This is a genomic window from Aquirufa novilacunae, from assembly GCF_045310505.1.
GTDB classification, from domain to species: Bacteria; Bacteroidota; Bacteroidia; order Cytophagales; family Spirosomataceae; genus Aquirufa; species Aquirufa novilacunae.
In genome coordinates this window covers 134,879-155,836 of record NZ_JBEWZG010000003.1, presented here as the reverse complement: position 1 = coordinate 155,836, position 20,958 = coordinate 134,879, and the positions used below count along the sequence as shown (strand labels likewise).

The window sequence follows — 20,958 nt, the reverse complement described above, 5'->3', positions numbered from 1 at the left end:
GGGATGATCGATGACCACCCCCTTCTTTAACCCCTGATAATTATTTTGCTTCAGCAGCTGTAGCTCCTTTAGCGATAGAGTAAACAACTAAACCGAAACCGATTTTGTTTACTGCATCCGCAATATTGTAAGCTAAGTCGATGTTTCCTGAGAAACCTGATAACAAGTTACCTGGTAACATCATGTAGCCTACTGGATAGATTGCCCAGCCTACTAATGTGAACCAACGCATTACTTTGAAACCTGATTGTACTCCAGCGTTTGTAGACGCAGCAGCTAACTTAGAAGCCTCACCCATGTAGATTTCATAGATGATGATTGCCCAACCTAAAGTAGAGATGATACCCCACATTACGTTTTGCGCTGGTACTACAGCCTCTCCGATGTAACCTGCTACTAGCATAACTACTGAACCGAAGATTAAACGTGATAACATTCCTGTCTTAGCACCTGCTGGCTTTAAGATCAAGAAGTATTCAATACACATCAATGGAACAGTTAACGTCCAGTCGATGTAACGGAATTGTGTAGGAGACTCATGTGTGTCTAACCATACACCGCGCATGTAGAAATAATGCACTGCCGCAATAAATGTGATTAAAGCAGAAATCAATAAAGATGTTTTCCACTTGTCGTTAACTGTGCCTCTCTCAACGATAAAGAAGATAGATGCAGCAAGCATCGACATGTACCCTGTAAAGAAGGTGAAGCCGATGTAATCTCCGGCAGCTAGGGTGCCGTTCAATAAAATGTTTAATGTTTCCATAAATGATAATGATTTAAAGTGATACTGTTTAAACTGATGATGTCGGCAATTGTTTCAAATATTGTAAAAAAAATTTAAAAAAAAATAAAAATTATACAATATGTTTAATTTGGGCGTTTTATTAATTTATGCATAAGCACAAAATGGGGTAGTGTCAGTAAGGATAAGAAAATAAAAATCGGATATATTTTTAAGTCTTTGAATATCAAAATAATATAGGCCAAACCAATAAAAAGTGCTCCCAATGTGAAGGGGAGAAGCTTTTTGTATAATTCTAAGAAATTGAGCTCAAGTCGATTTTGCATGCCTTTGAAACTGTAGACAGCATGGCAACAAGAGAAATAACAGATAAATGCGGGTATTAGCGGCAAAAAATATCCAGCAGCTAAAGTGAAAAAAGTATTTAAAAAAGGAGTAAAATTTTTCTTGTCAAATCCGAGCAAAAGAAAAATTAAGCTCACAAAGAGAAATCCCGGAGACAGATTTTCCACAACCGGCACTCCCATTGAGCTAATAATTCCTCTGACCTCTGGCCAATGACTGACTAAAATAAAACTCAAAATGCCAGTGCCCAGACTGACGGTTCTAGCGAGTTGAAGCCAAGTGTTTTTCTGATTAATGGGAGAAAGATCTTCCATATCGCCAAAATGAAAGACACTTATCCCTATAAAAATGATGAATGATATCGTAGGAGATAGGTACCAAAGCAATCCATAAGCGAGCATTATGCCTAGGTAAAAGCTGATAAAGGGTTTTAAATGAAACGTTAGATTTTCTCTGGCGGCGATCTTTTTAGCAATTAAATGATCTCCAGCACCATGTGGAATCCCGGTCGCAAAAAGTAAAATACCAGCAATGATGTAATCTATGTTTGTCTCCCAAGGTCCGAAAACTTGGTAACAAAGCATATAAACTGCTGTAAAGATGGCCCCCAGGTAGTTTTTCATCGGATCAAGTGTTTAATGAAAAGGGGGATATCAAGTTGTGCCAGCAATTTCACCTCTTGCGCTAAGGTTGTTTTATCATCTAAAAAGCGCAGAATATCTTTTTTAGGTACACGAGTAAATAAACGATCCATCACCCCCGGGATTTTATGCATCTCATTTTGCATGATTTTTAGGAGCATTTTGTCGTAAAACCGGAAGCGTTTTGGCGTTTTTTTGCGGGTGCCTTGTGCCCTATATATGGCATCTTGATGCATTCTTGTAAATGCGTAGCCTGTGGACGGCTTCATGTTTCCGGAGGCAGCCCCTATTTTGAAGACCTTTCCCTCTTTTTCTTCCGAGCTAAATCCCATCGGGATGGTACCCTTTTCCTCTGAAATTATATTAAATGATTTTTGAGGAAAATGCGATGCCAAATATTTTTGCCAAATCCCCTCGTAAGTCTCTTTATCATAGGAAGCAGCCGTGAACACAGTCGTTTCTATTAGTGCTTTGGTCGAGCTGAAGGGCAGAATGTAGTGGAAAACAGCCATTTCTTTTGTTGAAAAATCTAAACTGAAATCCATGAGGGTGACAAAGGAATCATCTACGATGGGTTCATCAAATTCGATGAACTTGCCACTGAAATGTTGGAATATAGATCCTTTTGTGGGTGTGGGCCTAGAGTCTGCTATTTTTTTTGCTTGGTAATGAGTGCCATCTTCACAAAGGATGGTCTGAAGATCTTCCCCTTCTTGAATGTGTTTTGCTCGTTGTAGTAGATGTGTTATGTTCGATTCACCAGGGATAAATTGTTCGAAAAAGAAGTTGAAAAATCCCTCTGATGAAATATAATTATAACTTAAAGGCCCTATTTCTGATTGTATCGTTTTGCCTTGGCTTGTCCGGTAGGTCATGTTTTTCCAGGACTTTTCGACTAGAAAAGGAAAAGAGGAAGAGGTATGGTCTTCCCAAAAACACCAACTCTTCTGAGATCGATCCCCTGAATCAAGTAGTAAGATTTTCTTTTTTCTAGAGGGATCAGCTTGAACTAATTCATATAAAAGCTGCAATCCTGACGCTCCAGCACCTATAATCGCAATATCGTATACAAGTGTGGCCATCAATATAATTATTGAAATAAATAATTGTATTTATTAAACCGCAAACTACAGAATTTGTTTCACTTATTTAAATCGTGCGGCATCGATGACTAGACAAAGGCCTGCCTGAAAGACAATCAATGCGCCTGTTCCATAGAAGAACCAGTCGCCTCCCTGCAATTTAGTGATACCTGCGTCGATTGCAAGTGAAAGCCCACTTCCTGTTAGAATGAGGCCTGAGGTGGCTTGAATGACCCAACGTGTTTTATTTTGCATGTGGTAAATAGTTTAATAGGGAATTGTAAGCTGGTTTTCTCTTATAGTCATCATCGAACAAAAGCGGGTATTCTTTCGGTCTCTTGAAATAACCACGTAGCCACGAATCTTTGTCCGAAATATTCCAAAAAGTAATGCCATATTGCTGTGCAGCAGGAATCATCATGTAAGACTTGAATACGAAGTTAAATTGTTCAGCTTGCGCTGAGGCTACTTTTTCTTCATAGATAAAGTCCGGATCGTTCTTCGGATTTACCGCAATATCTAGTTCTGAGAGGTGGATTTTTAAGCCTGTTGCTACGGATTTATCGAGCACCTCTTGCAATTCATTTCGCTTCGAATCCACATTAATATGCATCTGTAATCCCAATCCATGAATGGGAATCCCGCGACGTTTTAGATCGGATACGAGGTCGAGGATGGCCTGCATTTTCTTTGGTTTTCCATCTTGTCCATAGTCATTGTAAAATAGAATCGCAGCTGGATCTGCCTCATGGGCCCATTGGAAGCTTTTGGCGATATAATCGGGAATATGATCAGCCCATAAAGAGGGACGCAAACTCCCGTCATCCAAGAATGACTCATTCACCACATCCCATCCAGCCATCTTACCTTTATAATGCGATGCAACCGTTTGAATGTGGTTTTTTAATAGCTCTTCCCAAGCTTTCTGATTGCCTTGAAAGTCCTTCATCCATTGCGGTACCTGATTATGCCAAACCAAGGTATGCCCATGCATTCTTTTACCTGATGCTGTGGCGAAATTCAGAATTTCATCTCCTTTGGAGAAATCAAAACGATCTGCGGCCGGATGAATCAACATCATTTTCATGTGATTTTCTGCGGTTAGGCTCGTCCATTCCTCTTTTGCAATGTTGTGATAAGCCTCATTCTCGTTCAGCATTCGTGGATTAACGGAAGCACCTAAAGGAAATTTTACTATATTTTTTAGATAAGTATCTTGCGCGGAAAGGCAATAGGAAAGGCCTAATAGTAAGGTAATTAATTTCATAGAATGGAGGTTTAGTTTTACAAAATAGCTAAATTGTTTCATTAAACTATCCTTATTACTATGAAACGAATTCTCTTATTTCTCCTTTTTTCTACATTCTTAGTAAATGCCCAAATTCCTTATGGATCAAATCCGAAAGTGGGTAAGCGCATTCAAGTAGGTGATATTTCGATGTATTATGAAATTTACGGTAAGGGCGAGCCTTTAATTCTTTTGCATGGTGGATTTGGTTCCTCTGAAATGATGGGAGGTATGATCGCAGCATTTTCTAAAAAATACCAAGTCATTGCAGTCGATTCTCGTTCACAAGGCAGAACTACAGATAGTGATGAAAAGGAATTGAGTTATGCTCAAATGGCTTTAGATGTGAATGGTTTTATGGATTTATTGCACATCAAAAAAGCGAAATTCGTGGGGTGGAGTGATGGGGGAGATATTGCCTTAGAGTTAGCTTTGATTCATCCGGAGAAGATCACGAAAGCGGTCATCATGGGAGCTAACTTTTTAGGAGAATCCAAAGGGGTATTTCTAGGAATAGATACCACCTGGAAAATGGACGCCAAGGATCCGCTTTTTGCAAAAACTAAACCGGAGCTTGTCAAGTATTTTTCTACTTATGAGCGTTTAGCTCCTGACAAAAAGAAAATAGAATCTTCTAGAAAGAAGGTGTCTGAAAATGCATTTAAGAATCCCAATATTACATTGGCACAATTAAAGTCCATCCAAGTGCCATTTTTAGTGATGGCTGGGGACCACGATATGTTTACTTTAGAACATACCATTGCCATGTATCAAAATCTACCACAGGCATCACTTTATATAGTTCCAGATGCAACTCACATTTCACCATTTGAAGAACCAGAGCTAGTGCATGCTGAGATTTTACGGTATTTAGGAAAGCCTTATAGAAGGTTAGATGCGTTTTATTTTTGGAGATAAAAGAAGGCCACCACTCAGGGGTGGCCTTCTTTAAGTATAATGGATATTACTCCCCATTCACCTTCCTGATGAACGATATAACGCCATTCATGTAGGTTTTTTGGTCGTCCCACATCGCTAAATGACTACCGTTAGGACAATAGAGGTAAGATCCGTTTTGAACCATTTTGCTTTGTTCTTCCATCGCCTTCGGGTCCATGGTATCGTGTTTTGCACCGATCATTAGGGTAGGAACAGAGATTTCTTTTAAGCGATTTTTGATATCCCATTTTTCCAAAAGTCCACTAATTCCAAATTCACTCGGTCCCTGCATGCGGACATAAATAGAGCTATTTCCGTGTTTAAATGAACGATTTATAGCATCAGGCCATTCTATTAAGCGGCAGATATGTTCGTGGTAAAAGTTAGGAATTAAGAGTTCCATGTAGCGAGGATTATTGAAATCCTTTTTCGCCTCGATGGCTCTAACCTCCGCTAATACCTTAGGATCCATTTGCTTCGCCAATACCTCCTCGGCATATTTTCCATATTCTGGCGCACTTGCTACCATGTTAGAGACTAATAGTCCCTTCATATTTTTCTGGTATTTCAGCGCGTATTCCATGCCTAAAATGCCGCCCCAAGAATTTCCAATGATGTAAAAATTAGAGGAATCTGCACCTATCGCTTTGCGAACTTGCTCCACTTCCTCTACAAAACGCTCCGTTTTCCATAATGTGGAATCCGTCGGTTGATCACTGTAATACGAGCCCAGTTGATCGTATTCGTAGAATTCGAAACCCTCTCTTTGGAAGAAAGTCTCAAAACATTCCATATACTCATGCGTCATCGCAGGACCGCCGTGTAATAAGAGAATTTTGATTTTAGGATTAGTCCCAAAACGCTTCGTCCACACCTTGAACGTCCCAGAAGGCGTCTGAATGGGAATCATCTTCACGCCAGCCGCTTCGATACTATCTGGATAAGTGAAGTAAGTAGTCGCCGAATCTGTGCTTTTCGTGCAGGCAGACAGGGTGAAAATGGAGAAGGCGAGGAGAAGGAGTTTGTTCATCGTTTTTTTGTTTAAACATACGATAAATACGGGAAAATTGTATTAAGTAAATAAACTTCCATAGATCAGAAATAAAAAGGTTGACCCGCTAAAAAGTGGGCCAACCTTTAAATGAAAATAAATTATTTAGAACTCAAATCCGACTGAACGGTCATGTACATAATGTCATTTTCTACAACGAATGAACGCATGATAGCCATGTCTTTTTCGTAAGCTCCCTTGCCATAAATCTCATCAAATGTTTCCTTTAGTTTAGAGGCTTCGTCTAATTCTTTCCAGCCTGAAGGAAGGCGACGGGAGAAAATAAGACGATTGGCACCAGAAGTAGTATAGGTCGCAATTTTGAATCCTAATTTATCCCAAACCTTTGGCAGGCGTTTGATGACATCCCAAAACTCTTGAGATGGAGCATATTTTATCGTCAGCACATTGAAACGAAATTTATCTGTTGATTCTTTCATTGCGCTGTTGCTATATTCCGCTCTGTAGCTAATAATATCGCCTGCTGTAACGCCTTCTAGGTGGGGTGACACTTTTACGTAAAAATCGTTAGCTGCCTCAGAGTTAGACGTAGGGCCGTTTAGGGCATCTCGTTCTGCCCAGGAGAGACCAAAATTATAGGTGGCCATTACTTCATTGTGGTGGCTTCCTCCAGTGACATTACTGATTGTCCAAGCGGAGGGCTCGCCTGCTTTTCTGAATTTTGCTGTGTGGCTTTTAAGCGCTTCATTAAATGCCGAACGGTGGCCTGTTTTTACTTTGTAAAATTGAATGTTGGCTGTTTTGGCTTGTCCGTAGCTGTTCGAAACAAATAAGGACAGGGCAAGAAGTAGAAGGATTTTTTTCATTGTTTTTGTTATTTTGATTAGGTGGGAAAATTAGCCTAATCAAATCCGAAGGCCTGATTTTTTGTCCCTGTATTTGTCCATTTTTAGCTATTTTTTGTCTAAATTTCTGTATCTCATGTACTAAAAAGCCTTTATGTTTGAATTTGTGCCCTATTTATCGTTTCTGACTAGTGGTGTGGGAATACTTTTTATGGGGTTTCTATTACTTCGGTTTTATCGGCAGCCTAAGGTTTATGGTTTACTCTACGTCATTTTTGCACTCGTCTTTTTAGAGTTTTACATTTATGCGCTGACCTCTAAGCACATTTACCAAATGCTTTTCTTGCTACGCACCCCTAATATTATTCGGGCCTTTTTGCCTATTGTGCTGTTTTTGTATGTTAGATCAATGGTGCATCCACAGAAAAAAATCCGAGGATTCATGTGGTTTCATTTTATTTTTCCTGTCAGTATTTTGATTGGATTGTTTCCTGATTTGATATTATCCGCTGCAGAAAAGACAGTGATTTTAGATCATTATTATCAAAAGAATAATTACTTCATTAACACACCATCTGGCTGGATTCCTGCGGGTTACGTGCAGCCAGTTTCCATAGTAGTGGGTGTAATCTATGGCGCGCTAACGCTATTGACTATTGCACAAGCAAAGAGGATATATGGCTTAAATTATGTATTGATGAATAAGCAATCTCTACTCTGGCTGAATTTATTGAGTGCTACCGTATTCCTATATTTCTTGCTTCAATTATATCAATACCTGAATTTATTTGTCAATAATAGCTTCGATCCACCCTCACAAATAATCAAGTGTGTCATCGGGATTTTCTTGTTTTCTTATTTCATCAGTACGCCTAATGTGCAGGAGAATATGGATGGATGTATTTTGCCAAAAGAAAAGGGGATGCCATCCGTCGGAGAAATTCTTCCTACTTTACTAGAAAAAAGCCCAGAATCAAAGGATCTGAGTACATATTTGTCTGAATCGAAATGCTTTTTGGAGGAGGATTTAGATTTATCGGCTTTGGCAAAAAGCCTAGAAATGAGTTCGGTCAAATTATCAAAACTCATTAAGCAAGCCTATGGCATGTCTTTTGCCGAATTAATTAATCGTTTCCGCATTCATCATTTTCTTTCGCAGAGGGAATCGTTTACCCAGTATACCTTAGAAACTTATATCTACCAAAGTGGTTTTGCTAATCGCTCCACTTTTTACGCTGCTTTTAAAAAGTATGTAGGAGTCAACCCGAGCTTTTATTTGAAAGAAATAAAGCGATAATTGTATTCATAATCATTTAATAAAATGAAACCGTATTTAATTGACTAGATTTGCATCCGTTAGCCTATATTGGTGAGTATTTAGTTGCATATCATGCCTAAAAATGTAAAAATTTCCGTGTTGATGGCGGTCTACAATACGGAATTTTCTTTAACCAAAAGAGCCATTGATTCCGTTTTACAGCAAGATTTTCAAGATTTCGAACTGATCATTATAGATGATGGCAGTAAGGGAAATGACCGCAAAGAGTTATTAGATTACGTAGAAAAATACGAGGATAAAATCGTTTACATCCGCCATAGCAATCGTGGCCAGGCAGAATCCATTAATCGGGGTGTGTTGATCAGCACGGGTGAATTCATCACTATTTTAGATAGCGATGATGAATACAAAGTTCATCATTTAAGTTCTTGTTTGCAGGAGATGGAGCATGTCGATTTGATCTGTTCTACCGCTGAAACGGTCGTGGATTCAGTCGAAGATTATTATGTTCCTGATAAAAATGATTTGAGCAAGCCGATACATTTGGATGATGCGATTCTTTTTGGGACTTTGTTTGGTCACCAAAAAGTGTTCAAGAGTATCGATTTCAAAGGCGGATTCGCCGCTGATTCGGCCTTTTTTGAAAGAGCTGAAACCCTTTTCAAGACGAAAAAAGTCTTTAAAAGATCCTATATCTATTATCGAAATAATCCGAACAGTACCTGCGCAGTTCTGAAAAAGCAATTAGCTTTAAACGAGAATTAATGAACCTCCTATTAGCTTGTCATATTACTGGTATTTACGACGTAAACCGGAGTACCACCTTGCCGGATGATTCCTATGAATTAGTACAGGCATGGGCAGAATCGGTAGCTGCAACAAAGCTAAACGGGGTAATTTTTCACAATAACTTTTCGGAAGAAACCTGTGCGCGTTATGCGAATGAGTACATTTCGTTCGTTCGCATTGACTATAATCCCACCTATAATCCCAATGTATTTCGGTATTTAGTCTACCGTGATTATTTAGCAAAATGCACTGAGCCCATAGAAGGAGTATTTGTGACGGATGTGTCTGATGTGACGTTGGCCCAAAACCCCTTTACACATTCCCTCTATATCGAAAACCCTTCCTCCCTTTTCTGCGGGGATGAACCTAAGCTGTTGCGCAATGATTGGATGATGGCACATGGAGAACATCTTCGTTCGCAGATTCCGGATTATGCGGAATATGAGGAGCGATTTGCCTCAGATACCTTATTGAATTGTGGGGTTTTTGGCGGGCATTATCCGTTGTTTATGGATTTTTTGCAGCAGTTATGCGATCTGCATGAAACCTATAATCACATTAATAAGACGGCTTACACGGGCGATATGGGCGCTTTTAATTACCTAGCTAGAACTCGATTTAACGAGAATCTACAACATGGATTTCCCGTGAATACGGAATTTAAGGCCTACGAAAACGAGCGTACAGATTGCTGGTTTCGACACAAATAGGTCTAGTTATTTGCCTTGTATACCCGCAAGAAATTACCTCCTAACACTTTACTGATATCTTTAGCCGAATACCCACGTGCAATTAATGCTTGCGTAAATAGGGGATAATCTAGCACCGTTTTTAACTGTTTCGGCGCAGAATTAATTCCGTCAAAATCCGATCCCAAGCCCACGTGATCTACACCGATTAAATCTACGATGTGGTCGAAATGCTTCATTAATAGCTCTAAGTCGGGTTTGATGGCATTGCTCTCCTCTGCATATTTATCTGAAATCACCGTGAACACATATTCCGTTTGCATGCCAGATGCAATCATGGAATCAATTTCAGCGGCATGGTTCTTACGGAAAGCGGCGTCTTTTTGGAAGAAATCCACATCCACAAATCCAGAGAAAAAATTCAGGTGAATCACTCCTCCATTTTTACCGATGGCTAAAATCTGCTCGTCCTTTAAGTTTCTAGACACAGGACAAATACTGTAGGCGTTACTGTGAGAAGCGATAATGGGTTTAGTCGTCGTTTTGATTACATCCCCAAACGTCGTCTCACCCACGTGCGAAACATCCACGATCATTCCCAGCTGATTCATTCGCTGAACTACTTGTTTACCAAAATCCGTCAATCCTTTTTGGCCCTTATAATTTGGATTCTTCTCATCTGCGTGTGAGCTCGCCCAGCCTGGAGAATTGTTCCAAGTAAGCGTCATGTACCGAACTCCCCGGTTATAAAAAGTCTCTAATTTCTGTAAGTCGCTATCAATCATGTGACCGCCTTCCACTCCGAACTGTGCCACTAATTTGCCCTCTTTCAACGCTTTCTGAATATCTTTCCACGACTTCGCAATCACCATTTTCTCTGGATTTCTTGCCGCCACCGAATACAAACTATCCATCTCCCGCATGGCCCACTCGTAAGGCTTCGCTTTTTCCCCATCGCACCAAACCGAAAACAACTGGTAATCCACTCCTCCCTTTTTGAATCGCGCTAAATCGGAATGATTAATACCCGTTAAATCAGAATCAAGCGATACATTTTTCTCAATGCATGCCGTTAAACAATCATTGTGGGTATCAACTAGAATGGATTTGAAGTGTATGTCTTGGGCGAATGTAGCCGTTGATAAGAGAAGGAAGAATAGGTATTTCATAGATTGAAGGAATTTATTGAAATTATCAGTTTTATTTCGATTAAGCAATTTTTAAAAGGCGCTATAAATCAGGTATTACTAATTTGTTTCGTATATATTTGCCTTTAGTGGATGAGTGGATTGTGTACGATAACTCCAATTTTCTTCCTGTAGAAATTTGTCGTTACGATCCCAGGCGAGGGATTCAACTTAAAAACCTAGCATTATGGAACGTACTAAAACAGTACAAGTAAAAGAATCTAAGTCTACTTTGGATAAAATCGAAGAAGGCATGAAACTCGTCAAAGCCGATTTAATGGCCTATAAAAAAGCAAAGAACTCTAAACTAGTCGTCCTAAAAGATGACAAAATTGTGTTCCTTAACCCAGAGTAACATGTCCACTTGGAAAGAAGAAAATCAAGTCTTACTCAAGACTTTTACCTTTGCTAGCTTCGAAGAAGCCATGCAATTCATGCAAAATGCAGCTCCATTCATTAGCGAAACTGATCACCATCCCACTTGGTCGAATACATATAATCGGGTAGAAGTGAAGCTCACGACTCATGATGCGGGGAATAAAGTCACGGAGAAAGACCGAAAATTAGCAGCATATTTAGACAATTTATATAAGCGATGAAAAAACTACTTTTATTCCTATTTTTATGCCCTTTGCTGGCGATTGGTCAACAAAAAACATCAGACGAAGATCAAATCAAAGCCGTTATTCTTAAAACGTTTTCAGCTATGAAATCGGTCGATTCCGTGGCATTGAAGTCTTGTTTTACGGAGAAAGCGGTATTGCAAATCAGTCAAATTAGACCTGAGGGTAACATAGTCCGGGAAGTGCCCATCGCTAATTTTGTCAAGAATGTCATGACCAGAAAAGCGGGTGATATGGACGAACGGGTTCTATCTTGGGGGCCTATTCTCGTTGATCATGAAATCGCGACGGCTTGGGTGCCTTATGAATTTTACCTAAATGGGAAGTTTACGCACAAAGGTGTCGACGCCTTTATTTTGGTTAAAGTGGGTGAGGAGTTTAAGATCCAAACCCTGTTGTATAATATGCAGAAGTAGATTCTATGAAAAAATACTTATTAGGTTTATATACTTTGTTAATGATGAATGCTTGTACGACTTCTACACCTCCTAAGGAAGGATTTATTGAGGTAGAAGGCGGGAAAATATGGTATCGAATAGATGGCGAAGGCGATAACACGCCTGTGCTTTTGTTGCATGGTGGGCCAGGTTCGTCGAGTTTTAATTTAGAGCCCTTGAAGGAATTAAGTCAGGACCGCCCGGTTATTTTCCTTGATCAATTGGGTTGCGGTCGTTCCACTCGGATTACGGATACCACGTTGATGACCATCGAGAAAAATGTGGAGCAACTAGAGCAAGTCAGAAAAGCGCTGAAACTGGATAAATTTTATTTGTATGGGCATTCCTGGGGGACGATGTTAGGGATGGATTATTATGTAAAATATCCCAAAGGCATTCAGGGTTTGATCTTTTCCAGTCCATTGTTTAGTACCAAAATTTGGACAGATGATGCCGATACCTTAATAGCGACTTTACCTGAGGCAACTCAAAAGGCCATTAGAGAAAGTGAACAACAAAAAAATTACAAGAACGAAGCCTACAAGGAGGCAATGAAAGTGTATTACAAAGCCTACGTAAGACGTAGTGACAAGTCTAAATCGCAGCAGGATTCAGCGGCCAAGTTTTTTGGTGAAAATGTCTACAATTTCATGTGGGGACCAAGTGAATTTACGGCGACTGGAAATTTATTGAATTACAATCGCTTGAAAGATTTACCTAAAATCACCGTGCCTACGCTATTGACGGCTGGAGAATATGATGAAGCCAGGCCTTCGAGCGTCCGCTACTATACCAGTTTAATTCCTGGTGCTCAGTTTAAGGAAATCCCCCAAGCGGCACATAGTACGATGATGGATAATCCGAAAGAATACATCGGGATTTTGAGGGAGTTTCTACAGAAAATGGATGTGGCTAAGTAGGATTAATTTTACTACTTGGCTAGTTCCTCTTCTAACAGTTGAATGATTTCTTTTGCTTTTTCTTGCGCTATATTAATCATAATTTGATAATAAGATGCATAACCACGTTGTACCCAAATGGCATTCGCATATTGGTAGAATTCTTTTTTATCAGTCGTTATAAATTCACTACCGGTCAAAACTTTAAGTCGATTAAGCTCAGTTCTATCTAATTGAATGTCATTAATGGCTTTAGGCGTTCCTAAAGTGGTGACATGTAAAATTCGATTCTGTGCCTCGTGAATCTCTCCCCAATTGCGCATATTTGATTCCTCCTGAACTCGAATGGTTTCCTTCCATTTTTCATATTCAGAAATTTTACGCACAATTTCCTGGTTTTTAATCAATCGATATCCGCCCGCATTTTTTAACTGATCTACCGTGTTTGAAGTAAAATTAGGTTTGATGATGGTAGCGGTGAGCTTTAAACTCCACAAATAAATCGAATCAATATCTGACTCTGTCCAAAACGTTTTGTATAAGGTTTTTTCTAGTTTTAGACTTTTTTCTTTTAGTCCTTCGATAGCTGAAACTCGAGTGCTGATTTCAGTTAAATCTACTTTCAAATCCTCTTTCATTCCCACTAAATAATCATGCTCTTTATGCCTCTCAGCTCGGTATTCTAAGTAATACTCCGACATGAAGCCTAAGAAAACGGCAAAGAATAACATCAAAAATTCTTGAACGTATTCTTTCCAAGATTTAGGATGGTGTGAATGGTGGTGAACTTCCATGGGTAATATGACAGATTTTGGTTTCTTGAAATTATCAGTTTTAATTGGTTATGCCAAAGAGGGCACCCTTCCCCTATTTCAACACATGGAACGCTAGCACGTTCTGCACATCGTAAACATTCACTGATTTGTTGAATTGCTTGATGATGCTCGGTTGTGCCTCTCCGGAGATCCAAATCTTCAATTCCGCATCTAGGTCAAAAGTTCCCGCCGTTTCGATGCTGAAGCGAGAAATGCTTTTGTAGTTGATGGATTTGTATTCTGTCTTGGAACCTGTAAGTCCTTGTTTGTCGACTAAAATGAGGCGCTTCGAGGTGAAGATGAAGGTATCTCTGATGAGCTTGAATCCTAATTCGATTTCTTCGCCTTCGATGAGTAGTTTGCCAAAATCTTTCAGTAAATCCTCCTTATTTACTGTACCTGCGTTGCCAAGGATGGCGGAAAATAGTCCCATAGTGAATGATATTTAAGGGTTTTGTATTTTTTAATTTTTTGTGGTGTAATTCTACATATAAATCCTGAATTATTTTGAACAAATTAGCAATTTAGTTGCTTTATAGATTCGATGGATGGTTTTCTCCAAAGACTCTTAAGCACTTTACCTGCAAAGAAATAGAATATGTTAAAAATAGCTCACAGTTCCATTTATGCACATCCTTTGCCAGAAGGACATCGGTTTCCCATGTTGAAATACGAGTTGATTCCGGAGCAATTGCTGTATGAAGGAAGTATTACCGAGAGTCATCTTTTTGCGCCGGAGAAATGTGCTGCCGAAGACATCTTGTTAACGCATGATGAGGCGTATTTTCAGCGACTTATCGGGCAGCAATTGACAGCATCTGAGCAGCGAGTTATTGGTTTTCCGCAGTCTGAACAATTAACAAATCGAGAGCTGGTTATCACGCAGGGAACGATCGATTGTGCGCTTTTTGCGTTGGAACACGGCTGTGCGTTGAATGTGGCGGGTGGGACCCACCATGCTTTTGCGGATAGAGGGGAGGGATTTTGTCTGTTAAATGATATGGCTGTGGCGGCTAACTATATGCTTCATCGGAATTTGGCAAAAAAAATACTCATCATCGACCTAGACGTTCATCAGGGGAATGGGACGGCAAAACTGATGGAAAATACCGCAGAGGTATTTACATTTAGTGTACATGGAAAGAATAATTATCCCTTTAGAAAAGAAACATCTGACTTGGATATCGGCTTAGAAGATGGAGCTGCTGGTCCGGAGTATATGGAAATGCTGGAGACTACACTTCCAGGTCTAGTGGATAAAGTGCAGCCTGATTTTGTCTTTTATTTATCCGGAGTAGATGTGCTTGCGACAGATAAATTAGGGAAGTTTAAATTAAGTCTGGAGGACTGTAAGCAGCGAGATAAATTCGTATTGGATTTAGTACATAAACATAAAATACCTGTCACTGTGGCGCTGGGAGGTGGATACTCTCCGGATATTAAGGATATCGTGGAGGCGCATTGTAATACATTCAGGCTGGCCTTAGACTTATTTGACTAGCGCAAACGAGTGTAACTTATTTATTTTCAAAACATTACGGATAGTCTCGTGTTTAGATTAGGAACTTAAACACAAGAACAATGAAAATGAAATTTATTGCCGGAATTATCACCTTGTTTATCTCTGCCTTCTCGGTATCAGCCCAAACAACGGTAGTGGATGTAGCGATTAGCTCAAAAGACCATACGACATTAGTAGCTGCCGTAAAGGCTGCGGATTTAGTAGCTGTTTTACAAAGTGCAGGTCCATTCACGGTTTTCGCACCTACGAATGCTGCTTTCGCAAAGTTACCTGCAGGCACAGTGGAGACACTTTTGAAGCCTGAAAACAAAGCAACTTTAGCTAAAATTTTAACCTACCACGTAGTAGCGGGTAATTTAGACGCAGCTGCTGTTATCAAAGCTATTACAGCTGCAAATGGATCATTGAGCGTAAAGACAGTAAGCGGAGGAACACTTATTGCTTCTATCGAGAATGGTAAAGTGGTTTTAACAGACGAAAAAGGAGCGAAAGCTACTGTCGTAGCTGCTGATTTAAAAGCAGGTAACGGGGTGGTACACGTTATTGACTCAGTTGTATTGCCTAAGTAATACTTTCTATAAATGAGTTTTTGCTTAAGGGCCGCCTAATTTTAGGCGGTCCTTTTTCATTTATATCCTACTCTCTCAAACCCTCCACCAGCGCTTTCTTCTGAATCTTTCGGATGGCCGTTTCGATGGATTTCTCCGGTTCGATGATGTTGTAAGCTCCCCAAAAATCCGGGTCAGACAAGCTGGATACTTTGTCCGACATGATCACATTCGAGTTCAATTTTTGTGTAGACCCAGGTTCTTTTTTATCCGATTTTTTCCAATCTGTTACGGCCATTTCCACGGTGGTAGTGTAGACCGTGTTGAATATTCTTTTGTCCCAATTTAATTTAAAGGTCAAATCCGCGCGAGAATAGGCATAAATCCATTTGCCATTTTGTTCCCGGTAGTTAATCTGGTAGCGGACTTCGGAAGGGTATACATCTAATCCCAGTGGTTTTTTGCGCGTAAAGAGGCGACCCGCCTTGACTTTGTCTTCCACATTCAGTGCGAAGGAGGCGCTCACGACAGCAAGACTTTTCGCATCGATAAACAATTTGCCATAATAAAGCGGGAAGTCGTAGGCAGATTTTTGTTTGAAGGCTAAGACTAAGACCTGATTGCCGTTAATCTGGGTGACTTCTTCTAAGTTGAAATCATATAATTCAAAGGCGTCTTCTGAGAATATGTTGCTCGGATATTTGACTAAATCGATGTACAAAGCGGAGAATGGACCACCTTGTAATTTGAAATTTACGGTGTCTAACTTCGTGTAGTCCGTGTTTTTTCTGCCCTTAAATAGGTCTATTAGGTCTTGTGAACCGTCGGTGAATGGCTCTTTTTGGATCTTCACGATGGATTCTGAAAGGGAGACGTAGGTCCGGCGTTTTTTGATGGTCTCGCGGTAAAAACCAGTCATTGCGAGTGGATCGTCTCCGTAGTTTTGGAGTCTATTATTTAATACCCCCAAAAACACCGTTTTCGCATCCCTCGAATTCACCACCACCTCCTCTAGGACGGTATTGCTAGGCTCCAAGTACAGGATATTTTTCTCTGCTTTTAACTCTTGAATGGAAACGATTTTGTTTTTATAGCCTAAAAATGAAATGATCAGGTTAGCGTTCTGATTGTCTTTAGGAACCTTAATTGCAAACTTTCCCTCGCTATTGCTGATTGTCGAGATCGATGTTCCTGCGATCGAAATACTCGCATAAACAAGCTCATTCCTTGTTTTACTATCTAAAATCGAGCCCTTGAATTGGTTGAAGGAAGTCGAATCTGCAGCCTTACTGCTCGAGAAACGAGCGTTTGCTGACCATGCACCCAGAAGTAGTACAAAGAACACTCCTAAGAAACGTACGCGTAGGTTAGTTTTCATAATGTGGTTTTTAGGTATGCCAAATATAGTCATCGGATTGATACCATAACCGGAAATGATGGGGAAATGTTGCCAAGAATTTCTATAGAATATTTATGTCAAATTAGGTCAGCATTTAACAGCCTATACTGATTTGTAGATTTTTTTTATCAATTTCGATTTATCATGTGCAACATCAACGGCCCATTCAAATTGTGTACCTGTGCGGAAAAAGTCGATAAGACTAAGCCGCATTGGAATTTGCATCGGTATCTACAGTCGAAGGAGATGGATGCGGATTATGGTTTTGAGTTTAGGAAGGGCAAGTGGAAGATGTTGGAACCATTTGAAAGGTATAGTTATAGCCATAGTCTGAGACATTTTGGGAAAATTATAAGGCTAGGAAAAACTATAACTACCCTCAAAAACACCTTACCCTTTCTGTTGCTTGTCTCTTTCCTTTTCGCCTGCGATCTTAAGCCGATCGATTATTCAAAGAAAAGGAGAAAATCATCCTATGTGAGTGCAAGTACTACCCAGACCGGGAGACTTAGAAAGGCGCATGCACGCAAAAGTATCAGCACCTCTAAACGGGCCTTTAAGAATCGACTTAATTCCCGGAGTTATTATAACCGGAATAAGAATCGGAGGAAGTTGAGGAAGGGAGATTGATCCTATCTGTCAAACTATTTTACCCTTTCTGTTCAGTACACTTATCAATAATTTCTTGACGGTTTCCATTTCCTCTGCTTTGCTGGATGCGACAAATAATGTCAAGCTTGCTAATGCTTCGTTGCTAATGATGGAATGATTTAAAGAGGTAAATAATAATTCGTTTTTGTCCAAAAATAGTAAAAAGCAGGCAGCAGCTATTCGCTTGTTTCCATCCACGAATGCATGGTTTTTTACAATTAAATACAATAACATGGCTGCTTTTTCCTCAATAGACGGATAGACTTCAACATCCCCAAAACCTTGCATTATCTGATGTAATGCACTGTCGAATCCTCCATCTTTTAATTTCCCGAATAGATTTGAATGGAATCCCAATTGCATTTCTTTAACCAATTCAGCATATTCAATTAGGGAAGGATAGGCGATGTTTTCTTTGTGATTACCTATTGAGTCTAATGTTTCGTGGTCGAAATCATCTAGCAATTTTAATCCTACACTAAACCGATGTAGCCATTCGTATCCAGAAGTAGTTAACGCTTTCTCTTCGATGGCCCTACTAAGAATTCGGATACCATCATGTAACACTTCGATTTCTTTGTTCTTCTGATCTAGTCGTTTTTCGTTGATGGATATACCCTCAATCAAGAAATCTTTTAGTCTTTTCGTCGCCCATTGTCGGAATTGGGTACCTCTTTTGGAGTTTACACGATAGCCTACAGATAAGATGGCGTCTAGGTTATAAAAATCTATTTCTCTTAATATTTCACGTTTTGCCTCTAATTGAACTGTTGCATTTTTTGCAACAGTTGAGATTCTGTCTAACTCTCCTTCATTATATATATTTCTTAGGTGCCTAGAAATAACTGATTTATCCTTTTCGAATAACGTCGAAATTTCATTTAAGTTTAGCCAAAAAGTATCGCCAACAAAGTGAACTTCTATTTCTGTGCTCCCGTCAGGAGAAGTGTAAATCTCTATCTGATTATCCATTGTCTATTTATTAGTGGTTATAATTTCTGCCTAAAACTAGACAGAATTAAAGCCACTAAATAGCTTAAGGATTCGATTATCAGTTAGTTGATAAGCTGCACCCTATACGCACCCCTACACCCCCGGAAAGCAAACCCCATAAAACTCCTCAAACTCCGCCGTATCGGCGAAGAAGCCCTCGTAGTTTTCGGCTTCTGATGGATTGAGTTCTTGGGCCTTTTTTAGGTCTTCGCAGGCGCCCGCGTGGTCTTTCAGTTTTGCCTTCACCATGCTGCGGTAGAAGTAGACGATGGCGGAGGATGAGTCTAGCGAAATGCTCTTAGAAAAATTTTCAAGTGCCTCTTCCCACAGGAATACGCTGTTCAATGCGATTCCTAGCGCGAGGTAGCTGATGGCCTGGTATTCTTTGGTTTCGCCTTGGGTGATCATGGCGGAGATGATGCGTTTGCGGACGGCCACCTCTTCATCGAATAATCCCAGTTCTTCGAGGCAATCAGCGGATCTGTTTAAGAGAATGAGGTCGTCTGGGGTGATGGCTAGGGCTCTGCTAAAGTCGCTGAGGGCTGCTTCGATGGACCCAAAATGTTGTTTAATATCACCGCGGAATAGGAGCATTTCTGTGTCGAAGCGTTTAGCGAGGAAGAAGCTGTCGACCAGCGATGAAGCCACGTCGTATTTTTTCAAACGAAGTAGGCAGCGGGTTTTGGAAATCAGGCTGGGTGTGTGGTAGGGCGCGACCTTGATGGCCTCGTCATACGCGTTGATAGCCAGGTCGTATTCCTTCTCGTATTGATAGGAGAGGCCTAGGTTATAGCGGAAGTTGATTTCTTTGGGGAGCAAAGCGATGGCTGAGCGCAGGTATTTTCTGGACTCTTCGTATTTTTCTAGCACCAGGTAATCGAAACCGATGGCTCCCAGTGTCTCGCCTGATGGATCTATCTTAGCAAGTTCCAGGTAGTCTTTCACGGACAGGTCGAATTTCTCCATTTTTTCGTAGCAGACCGCTCTATTGCGAAGGGCTTTCACGTCTTTGGGGTTTAATTTTAAGGCCAAAGTCAAAGTAGACGCCGCCTCCTTAAAACGACCGTTTTCGAAATGGGTAGCTGCTTTCAAACGGTAGGACTCAGCAGTCTGTGCGAAAGCGGCAAACGAAACCAGAATTAGTAGGAAGATTTTTTTCATGACGGCAATCTCAGAAATGCCACAGACAAATAGGGTCAAACGCGAAAGAAAATACAAACTATTTATTTAGCGGTCATAAATCTGCAGAATGCATTAAATCTCTGCCAAATAAAGTCAATCCCTTGGATACGAACCGATTAAAATGCTATGTTTAGGTTATAAACTGTTCATTATGTTCAATCAGAATCGCATACTCCGAGTTTTTAAGTTGATTACGTTGTTGAAAACGTATCCGGCTAAATCCATTAAGCGGCTAGCTCAGTCTTTGGAAATATCAGAACGCAGCTGTTATCGCTATATGGATTTATTAGCGGAGTTAGGGTTCGAGGTGAAGAAGGATGATCACAATAAGTTTTCTCTACCGGCGGATCAGGTGGTAGAACCATTCACGAAGGAAGAGTCTCATTTAATTCAGGAGGTATTAAGCGTTTCTGTGAAGAATAACCCGCTGGTGGCTTCCATTAGGTCTAAATTGCCTTCCTTAGAAGAGTCGAATATCCTCGCGACGAATATTGTGCATGGGCATTTAGCTAAGTTAGTTGCCAAAATCAATGACGCCATCACCCATCAAACGCAGCTCCTGATACAGCGCTATCAGTCTGCGAATACAGAAAGCATTTCGGATCGATTAGTGGAACCCATCGGGTTTACGGCGAATTACCAGTATTTGTGTGCTTTCGAAGTGGAGTCAAAACAGAACAAGTATTTCAAATTGGAGCGGATGGGATCTATTGAAAATTTAACGGAAATCGTTAAATTTAAAGAACTACACCAACTTTTAAACCCAGATGTCTTCGGTTTTAATGACTCAGGAGAGAAGTTTTCTGTCAATCTAAAACTAAGCATGCGCGCCATGCTCTTTCTAAAAGATGATTATCCGGCAACGGTTGATTTTCTGACCGAACAAAAAGACGGTTCTTGGCTGCTAAGTGTGGAAGTGAATAGCATGGAGCCGGTGGAGAGAATTGTGAGAAGCTTACCATTAGATATTCTATTATTATGAAAGATTATGAAGAATACAGGACAAAATTAAATGATCCAAGATGGAAATTGATTCGTCAAAAAATCC

At 40.2% G+C, this 20,958-nt stretch carries 24 protein-coding genes; 11 read left to right on the top strand and 13 right to left on the bottom strand.

Features of this window, described 5'->3' with window-relative positions; genetic code table 11:
- Positions 1 to 40 precede the first annotated feature (40 nt).
- The 5 genes from V7S74_RS08875 to V7S74_RS08855 form a co-directional block, all read right to left on the bottom strand.
- Positions 41 to 766 (bottom strand): bacteriorhodopsin-like, encoded by a 726-nt coding sequence (locus V7S74_RS08875; RefSeq protein WP_406778400.1) that lies wholly within the window; start codon positions 764 to 766, stop codon positions 41 to 43.
- A 104-nt stretch (positions 767 to 870) separates the two neighbouring features.
- Entirely contained in the window at positions 871 to 1,713 is an 843-nt protein-coding gene (locus V7S74_RS08870) for a Brp/Blh family beta-carotene 15,15'-dioxygenase (protein WP_406778399.1), read from the bottom strand.
- Positions 1,710 to 2,813: a lycopene cyclase family protein gene (locus V7S74_RS08865; protein ID WP_406778398.1), complete on the bottom strand. Its 1,104-nt coding sequence runs from the start codon at positions 2,811 to 2,813 to the stop codon at positions 1,710 to 1,712. The genes V7S74_RS08870 and V7S74_RS08865 overlap by 4 nt, the downstream gene beginning before the upstream one ends.
- A gap of 63 nt (positions 2,814 to 2,876) precedes the next feature.
- A complete protein-coding gene (locus tag V7S74_RS08860) occupies positions 2,877 to 3,068 on the bottom strand; it encodes a hypothetical protein (protein ID WP_406778397.1) in 192 nt (63 codons plus the stop codon).
- A complete protein-coding gene (locus tag V7S74_RS08855) occupies positions 3,058 to 4,080 on the bottom strand; it encodes an endo-1,4-beta-xylanase (RefSeq protein WP_406778396.1) in 1,023 nt (340 codons plus the stop codon). Before V7S74_RS08855 ends, V7S74_RS08860 begins: the two co-directional genes overlap by 11 nt.
- A 60-nt stretch (positions 4,081 to 4,140) precedes the next feature.
- Here V7S74_RS08855 and V7S74_RS08850 point away from each other — a divergent pair, with 60 nt between their 5' ends.
- A complete protein-coding gene (locus V7S74_RS08850; protein WP_406778395.1) occupies positions 4,141 to 5,019 on the top strand; it encodes an alpha/beta fold hydrolase in 879 nt (292 codons plus the stop codon).
- Between the two features lie 46 nt (positions 5,020 to 5,065).
- Here the strand turns inward: V7S74_RS08850 and V7S74_RS08845 are convergent, their stop codons facing one another.
- Both V7S74_RS08845 and V7S74_RS08840 read right to left on the bottom strand, forming a co-directional pair.
- Entirely contained in the window at positions 5,066 to 6,070 is a 1,005-nt protein-coding gene (locus V7S74_RS08845; protein WP_406778394.1) for a proline iminopeptidase-family hydrolase, read from the bottom strand.
- Between the two features lie 122 nt (positions 6,071 to 6,192).
- Positions 6,193 to 6,918 carry a hypothetical protein gene (locus tag V7S74_RS08840; RefSeq protein WP_406778393.1) on the bottom strand — a complete coding sequence of 242 codons (726 nt, stop codon included), beginning with the start codon at positions 6,916 to 6,918 and terminating at the stop codon, positions 6,193 to 6,195.
- A 421-nt stretch (positions 6,919 to 7,339) separates the two neighbouring features.
- Between V7S74_RS08840 and V7S74_RS08835 the strand changes: the two genes are divergently transcribed.
- The 3 genes from V7S74_RS08835 (at position 7,340) to V7S74_RS08825 (ending at position 9,675) form a co-directional block, all read left to right on the top strand.
- A complete protein-coding gene (locus tag V7S74_RS08835) occupies positions 7,340 to 8,194 on the top strand; it encodes a helix-turn-helix domain-containing protein (RefSeq protein WP_406778392.1) in 855 nt (284 codons plus the stop codon).
- Positions 8,195 to 8,287: 93 nt separating this feature from the next.
- Positions 8,288 to 8,941, top strand: a complete 654-nt coding sequence (locus V7S74_RS08830; protein WP_406778391.1) for a glycosyltransferase family 2 protein — start codon at positions 8,288 to 8,290, stop codon at positions 8,939 to 8,941.
- Positions 8,941 to 9,675 (top strand): hypothetical protein, encoded by a 735-nt coding sequence (locus tag V7S74_RS08825; RefSeq protein ID WP_406778390.1) that lies wholly within the window; start codon positions 8,941 to 8,943, stop codon positions 9,673 to 9,675. The genes V7S74_RS08830 and V7S74_RS08825 overlap by 1 nt, the downstream gene beginning before the upstream one ends.
- A gap of 2 nt (positions 9,676 to 9,677) precedes the next feature.
- Here V7S74_RS08825 and V7S74_RS08820 read toward each other — a convergent pair whose 3' ends face one another.
- Positions 9,678 to 10,823, bottom strand: coding sequence for a dipeptidase (locus tag V7S74_RS08820; protein WP_406778389.1), 1,146 nt, complete (start codon positions 10,821 to 10,823; stop codon positions 9,678 to 9,680).
- 205 nt (positions 10,824 to 11,028) lie between these two features.
- Between V7S74_RS08820 and V7S74_RS08815 the strand changes: the two genes are divergently transcribed.
- Genes V7S74_RS08815 through V7S74_RS08800 form a run of 4 tightly spaced genes read left to right on the top strand, consistent with a single transcriptional unit; the run spans position 11,029 to position 12,821 of the window.
- Positions 11,029 to 11,196: a hypothetical protein gene (locus tag V7S74_RS08815; RefSeq protein ID WP_406778388.1), complete on the top strand. Its 168-nt coding sequence runs from the start codon at positions 11,029 to 11,031 to the stop codon at positions 11,194 to 11,196.
- Position 11,197: 1 nt separating this feature from the next.
- On the top strand, positions 11,198 to 11,440 hold the full coding sequence (locus V7S74_RS08810) for a 4a-hydroxytetrahydrobiopterin dehydratase (RefSeq protein ID WP_406778387.1): 243 nt from the start codon (positions 11,198 to 11,200) through the stop codon (positions 11,438 to 11,440).
- Positions 11,437 to 11,880, top strand: a complete 444-nt coding sequence (locus V7S74_RS08805; RefSeq protein ID WP_406778386.1) for a hypothetical protein — start codon at positions 11,437 to 11,439, stop codon at positions 11,878 to 11,880. The genes V7S74_RS08810 and V7S74_RS08805 overlap by 4 nt, the downstream gene beginning before the upstream one ends.
- A 5-nt stretch (positions 11,881 to 11,885) precedes the next feature.
- Positions 11,886 to 12,821, top strand: a complete 936-nt coding sequence (locus tag V7S74_RS08800) for a proline iminopeptidase-family hydrolase (protein WP_406778385.1) — start codon at positions 11,886 to 11,888, stop codon at positions 12,819 to 12,821.
- A gap of 11 nt (positions 12,822 to 12,832) precedes the next feature.
- On the opposite strand, the gene V7S74_RS08795 is transcribed toward V7S74_RS08800, so the two are convergent.
- Together V7S74_RS08795 and V7S74_RS08790 are read right to left on the bottom strand one after the other, a co-directional pair.
- Positions 12,833 to 13,594: a hypothetical protein gene (locus tag V7S74_RS08795; protein ID WP_406778384.1), complete on the bottom strand. Its 762-nt coding sequence runs from the start codon at positions 13,592 to 13,594 to the stop codon at positions 12,833 to 12,835.
- Positions 13,595 to 13,667: 73 nt separating this feature from the next.
- Positions 13,668 to 14,048, bottom strand: a complete 381-nt coding sequence (locus V7S74_RS08790; RefSeq protein ID WP_406778383.1) for a PH domain-containing protein — start codon at positions 14,046 to 14,048, stop codon at positions 13,668 to 13,670.
- Positions 14,049 to 14,213: 165 nt separating this feature from the next.
- On the opposite strand from V7S74_RS08790, the gene V7S74_RS08785 reads away from it, so the two are divergent.
- Both V7S74_RS08785 and V7S74_RS08780 read left to right on the top strand, forming a co-directional pair.
- Positions 14,214 to 15,116: a histone deacetylase family protein gene (locus V7S74_RS08785; RefSeq protein WP_406778382.1), complete on the top strand. Its 903-nt coding sequence runs from the start codon at positions 14,214 to 14,216 to the stop codon at positions 15,114 to 15,116.
- An 86-nt stretch (positions 15,117 to 15,202) separates the two neighbouring features.
- Positions 15,203 to 15,706 carry a fasciclin domain-containing protein gene (locus V7S74_RS08780; protein WP_406778789.1) on the top strand — a complete coding sequence of 168 codons (504 nt, stop codon included), beginning with the start codon at positions 15,203 to 15,205 and terminating at the stop codon, positions 15,704 to 15,706.
- A 67-nt stretch (positions 15,707 to 15,773) separates the two neighbouring features.
- Here the strand turns inward: V7S74_RS08780 and V7S74_RS08775 are convergent, their stop codons facing one another.
- From V7S74_RS08775 to V7S74_RS08765, 3 genes are all read right to left on the bottom strand, one after another.
- On the bottom strand, positions 15,774 to 17,063 hold the full coding sequence (locus tag V7S74_RS08775; protein ID WP_406778381.1) for a carboxypeptidase-like regulatory domain-containing protein: 1,290 nt from the start codon (positions 17,061 to 17,063) through the stop codon (positions 15,774 to 15,776).
- 660 nt (positions 17,064 to 17,723) lie between these two features.
- Positions 17,724 to 18,707 carry a RhuM family protein gene (gene rhuM, locus V7S74_RS08770; protein ID WP_406778380.1) on the bottom strand — a complete coding sequence of 328 codons (984 nt, stop codon included), beginning with the start codon at positions 18,705 to 18,707 and terminating at the stop codon, positions 17,724 to 17,726.
- Between the two features lie 114 nt (positions 18,708 to 18,821).
- Positions 18,822 to 19,889 carry a tetratricopeptide repeat protein gene (locus tag V7S74_RS08765; RefSeq protein ID WP_406778379.1) on the bottom strand — a complete coding sequence of 356 codons (1,068 nt, stop codon included), beginning with the start codon at positions 19,887 to 19,889 and terminating at the stop codon, positions 18,822 to 18,824.
- Between the two features lie 172 nt (positions 19,890 to 20,061).
- Here V7S74_RS08765 and V7S74_RS08760 point away from each other — a divergent pair, with 172 nt between their 5' ends.
- Positions 20,062 to 20,892 carry a helix-turn-helix transcriptional regulator gene (locus tag V7S74_RS08760; RefSeq protein WP_406778378.1) on the top strand — a complete coding sequence of 277 codons (831 nt, stop codon included), beginning with the start codon at positions 20,062 to 20,064 and terminating at the stop codon, positions 20,890 to 20,892.
- The last annotated feature ends 66 nt before the right edge of the window (positions 20,893 to 20,958 follow it).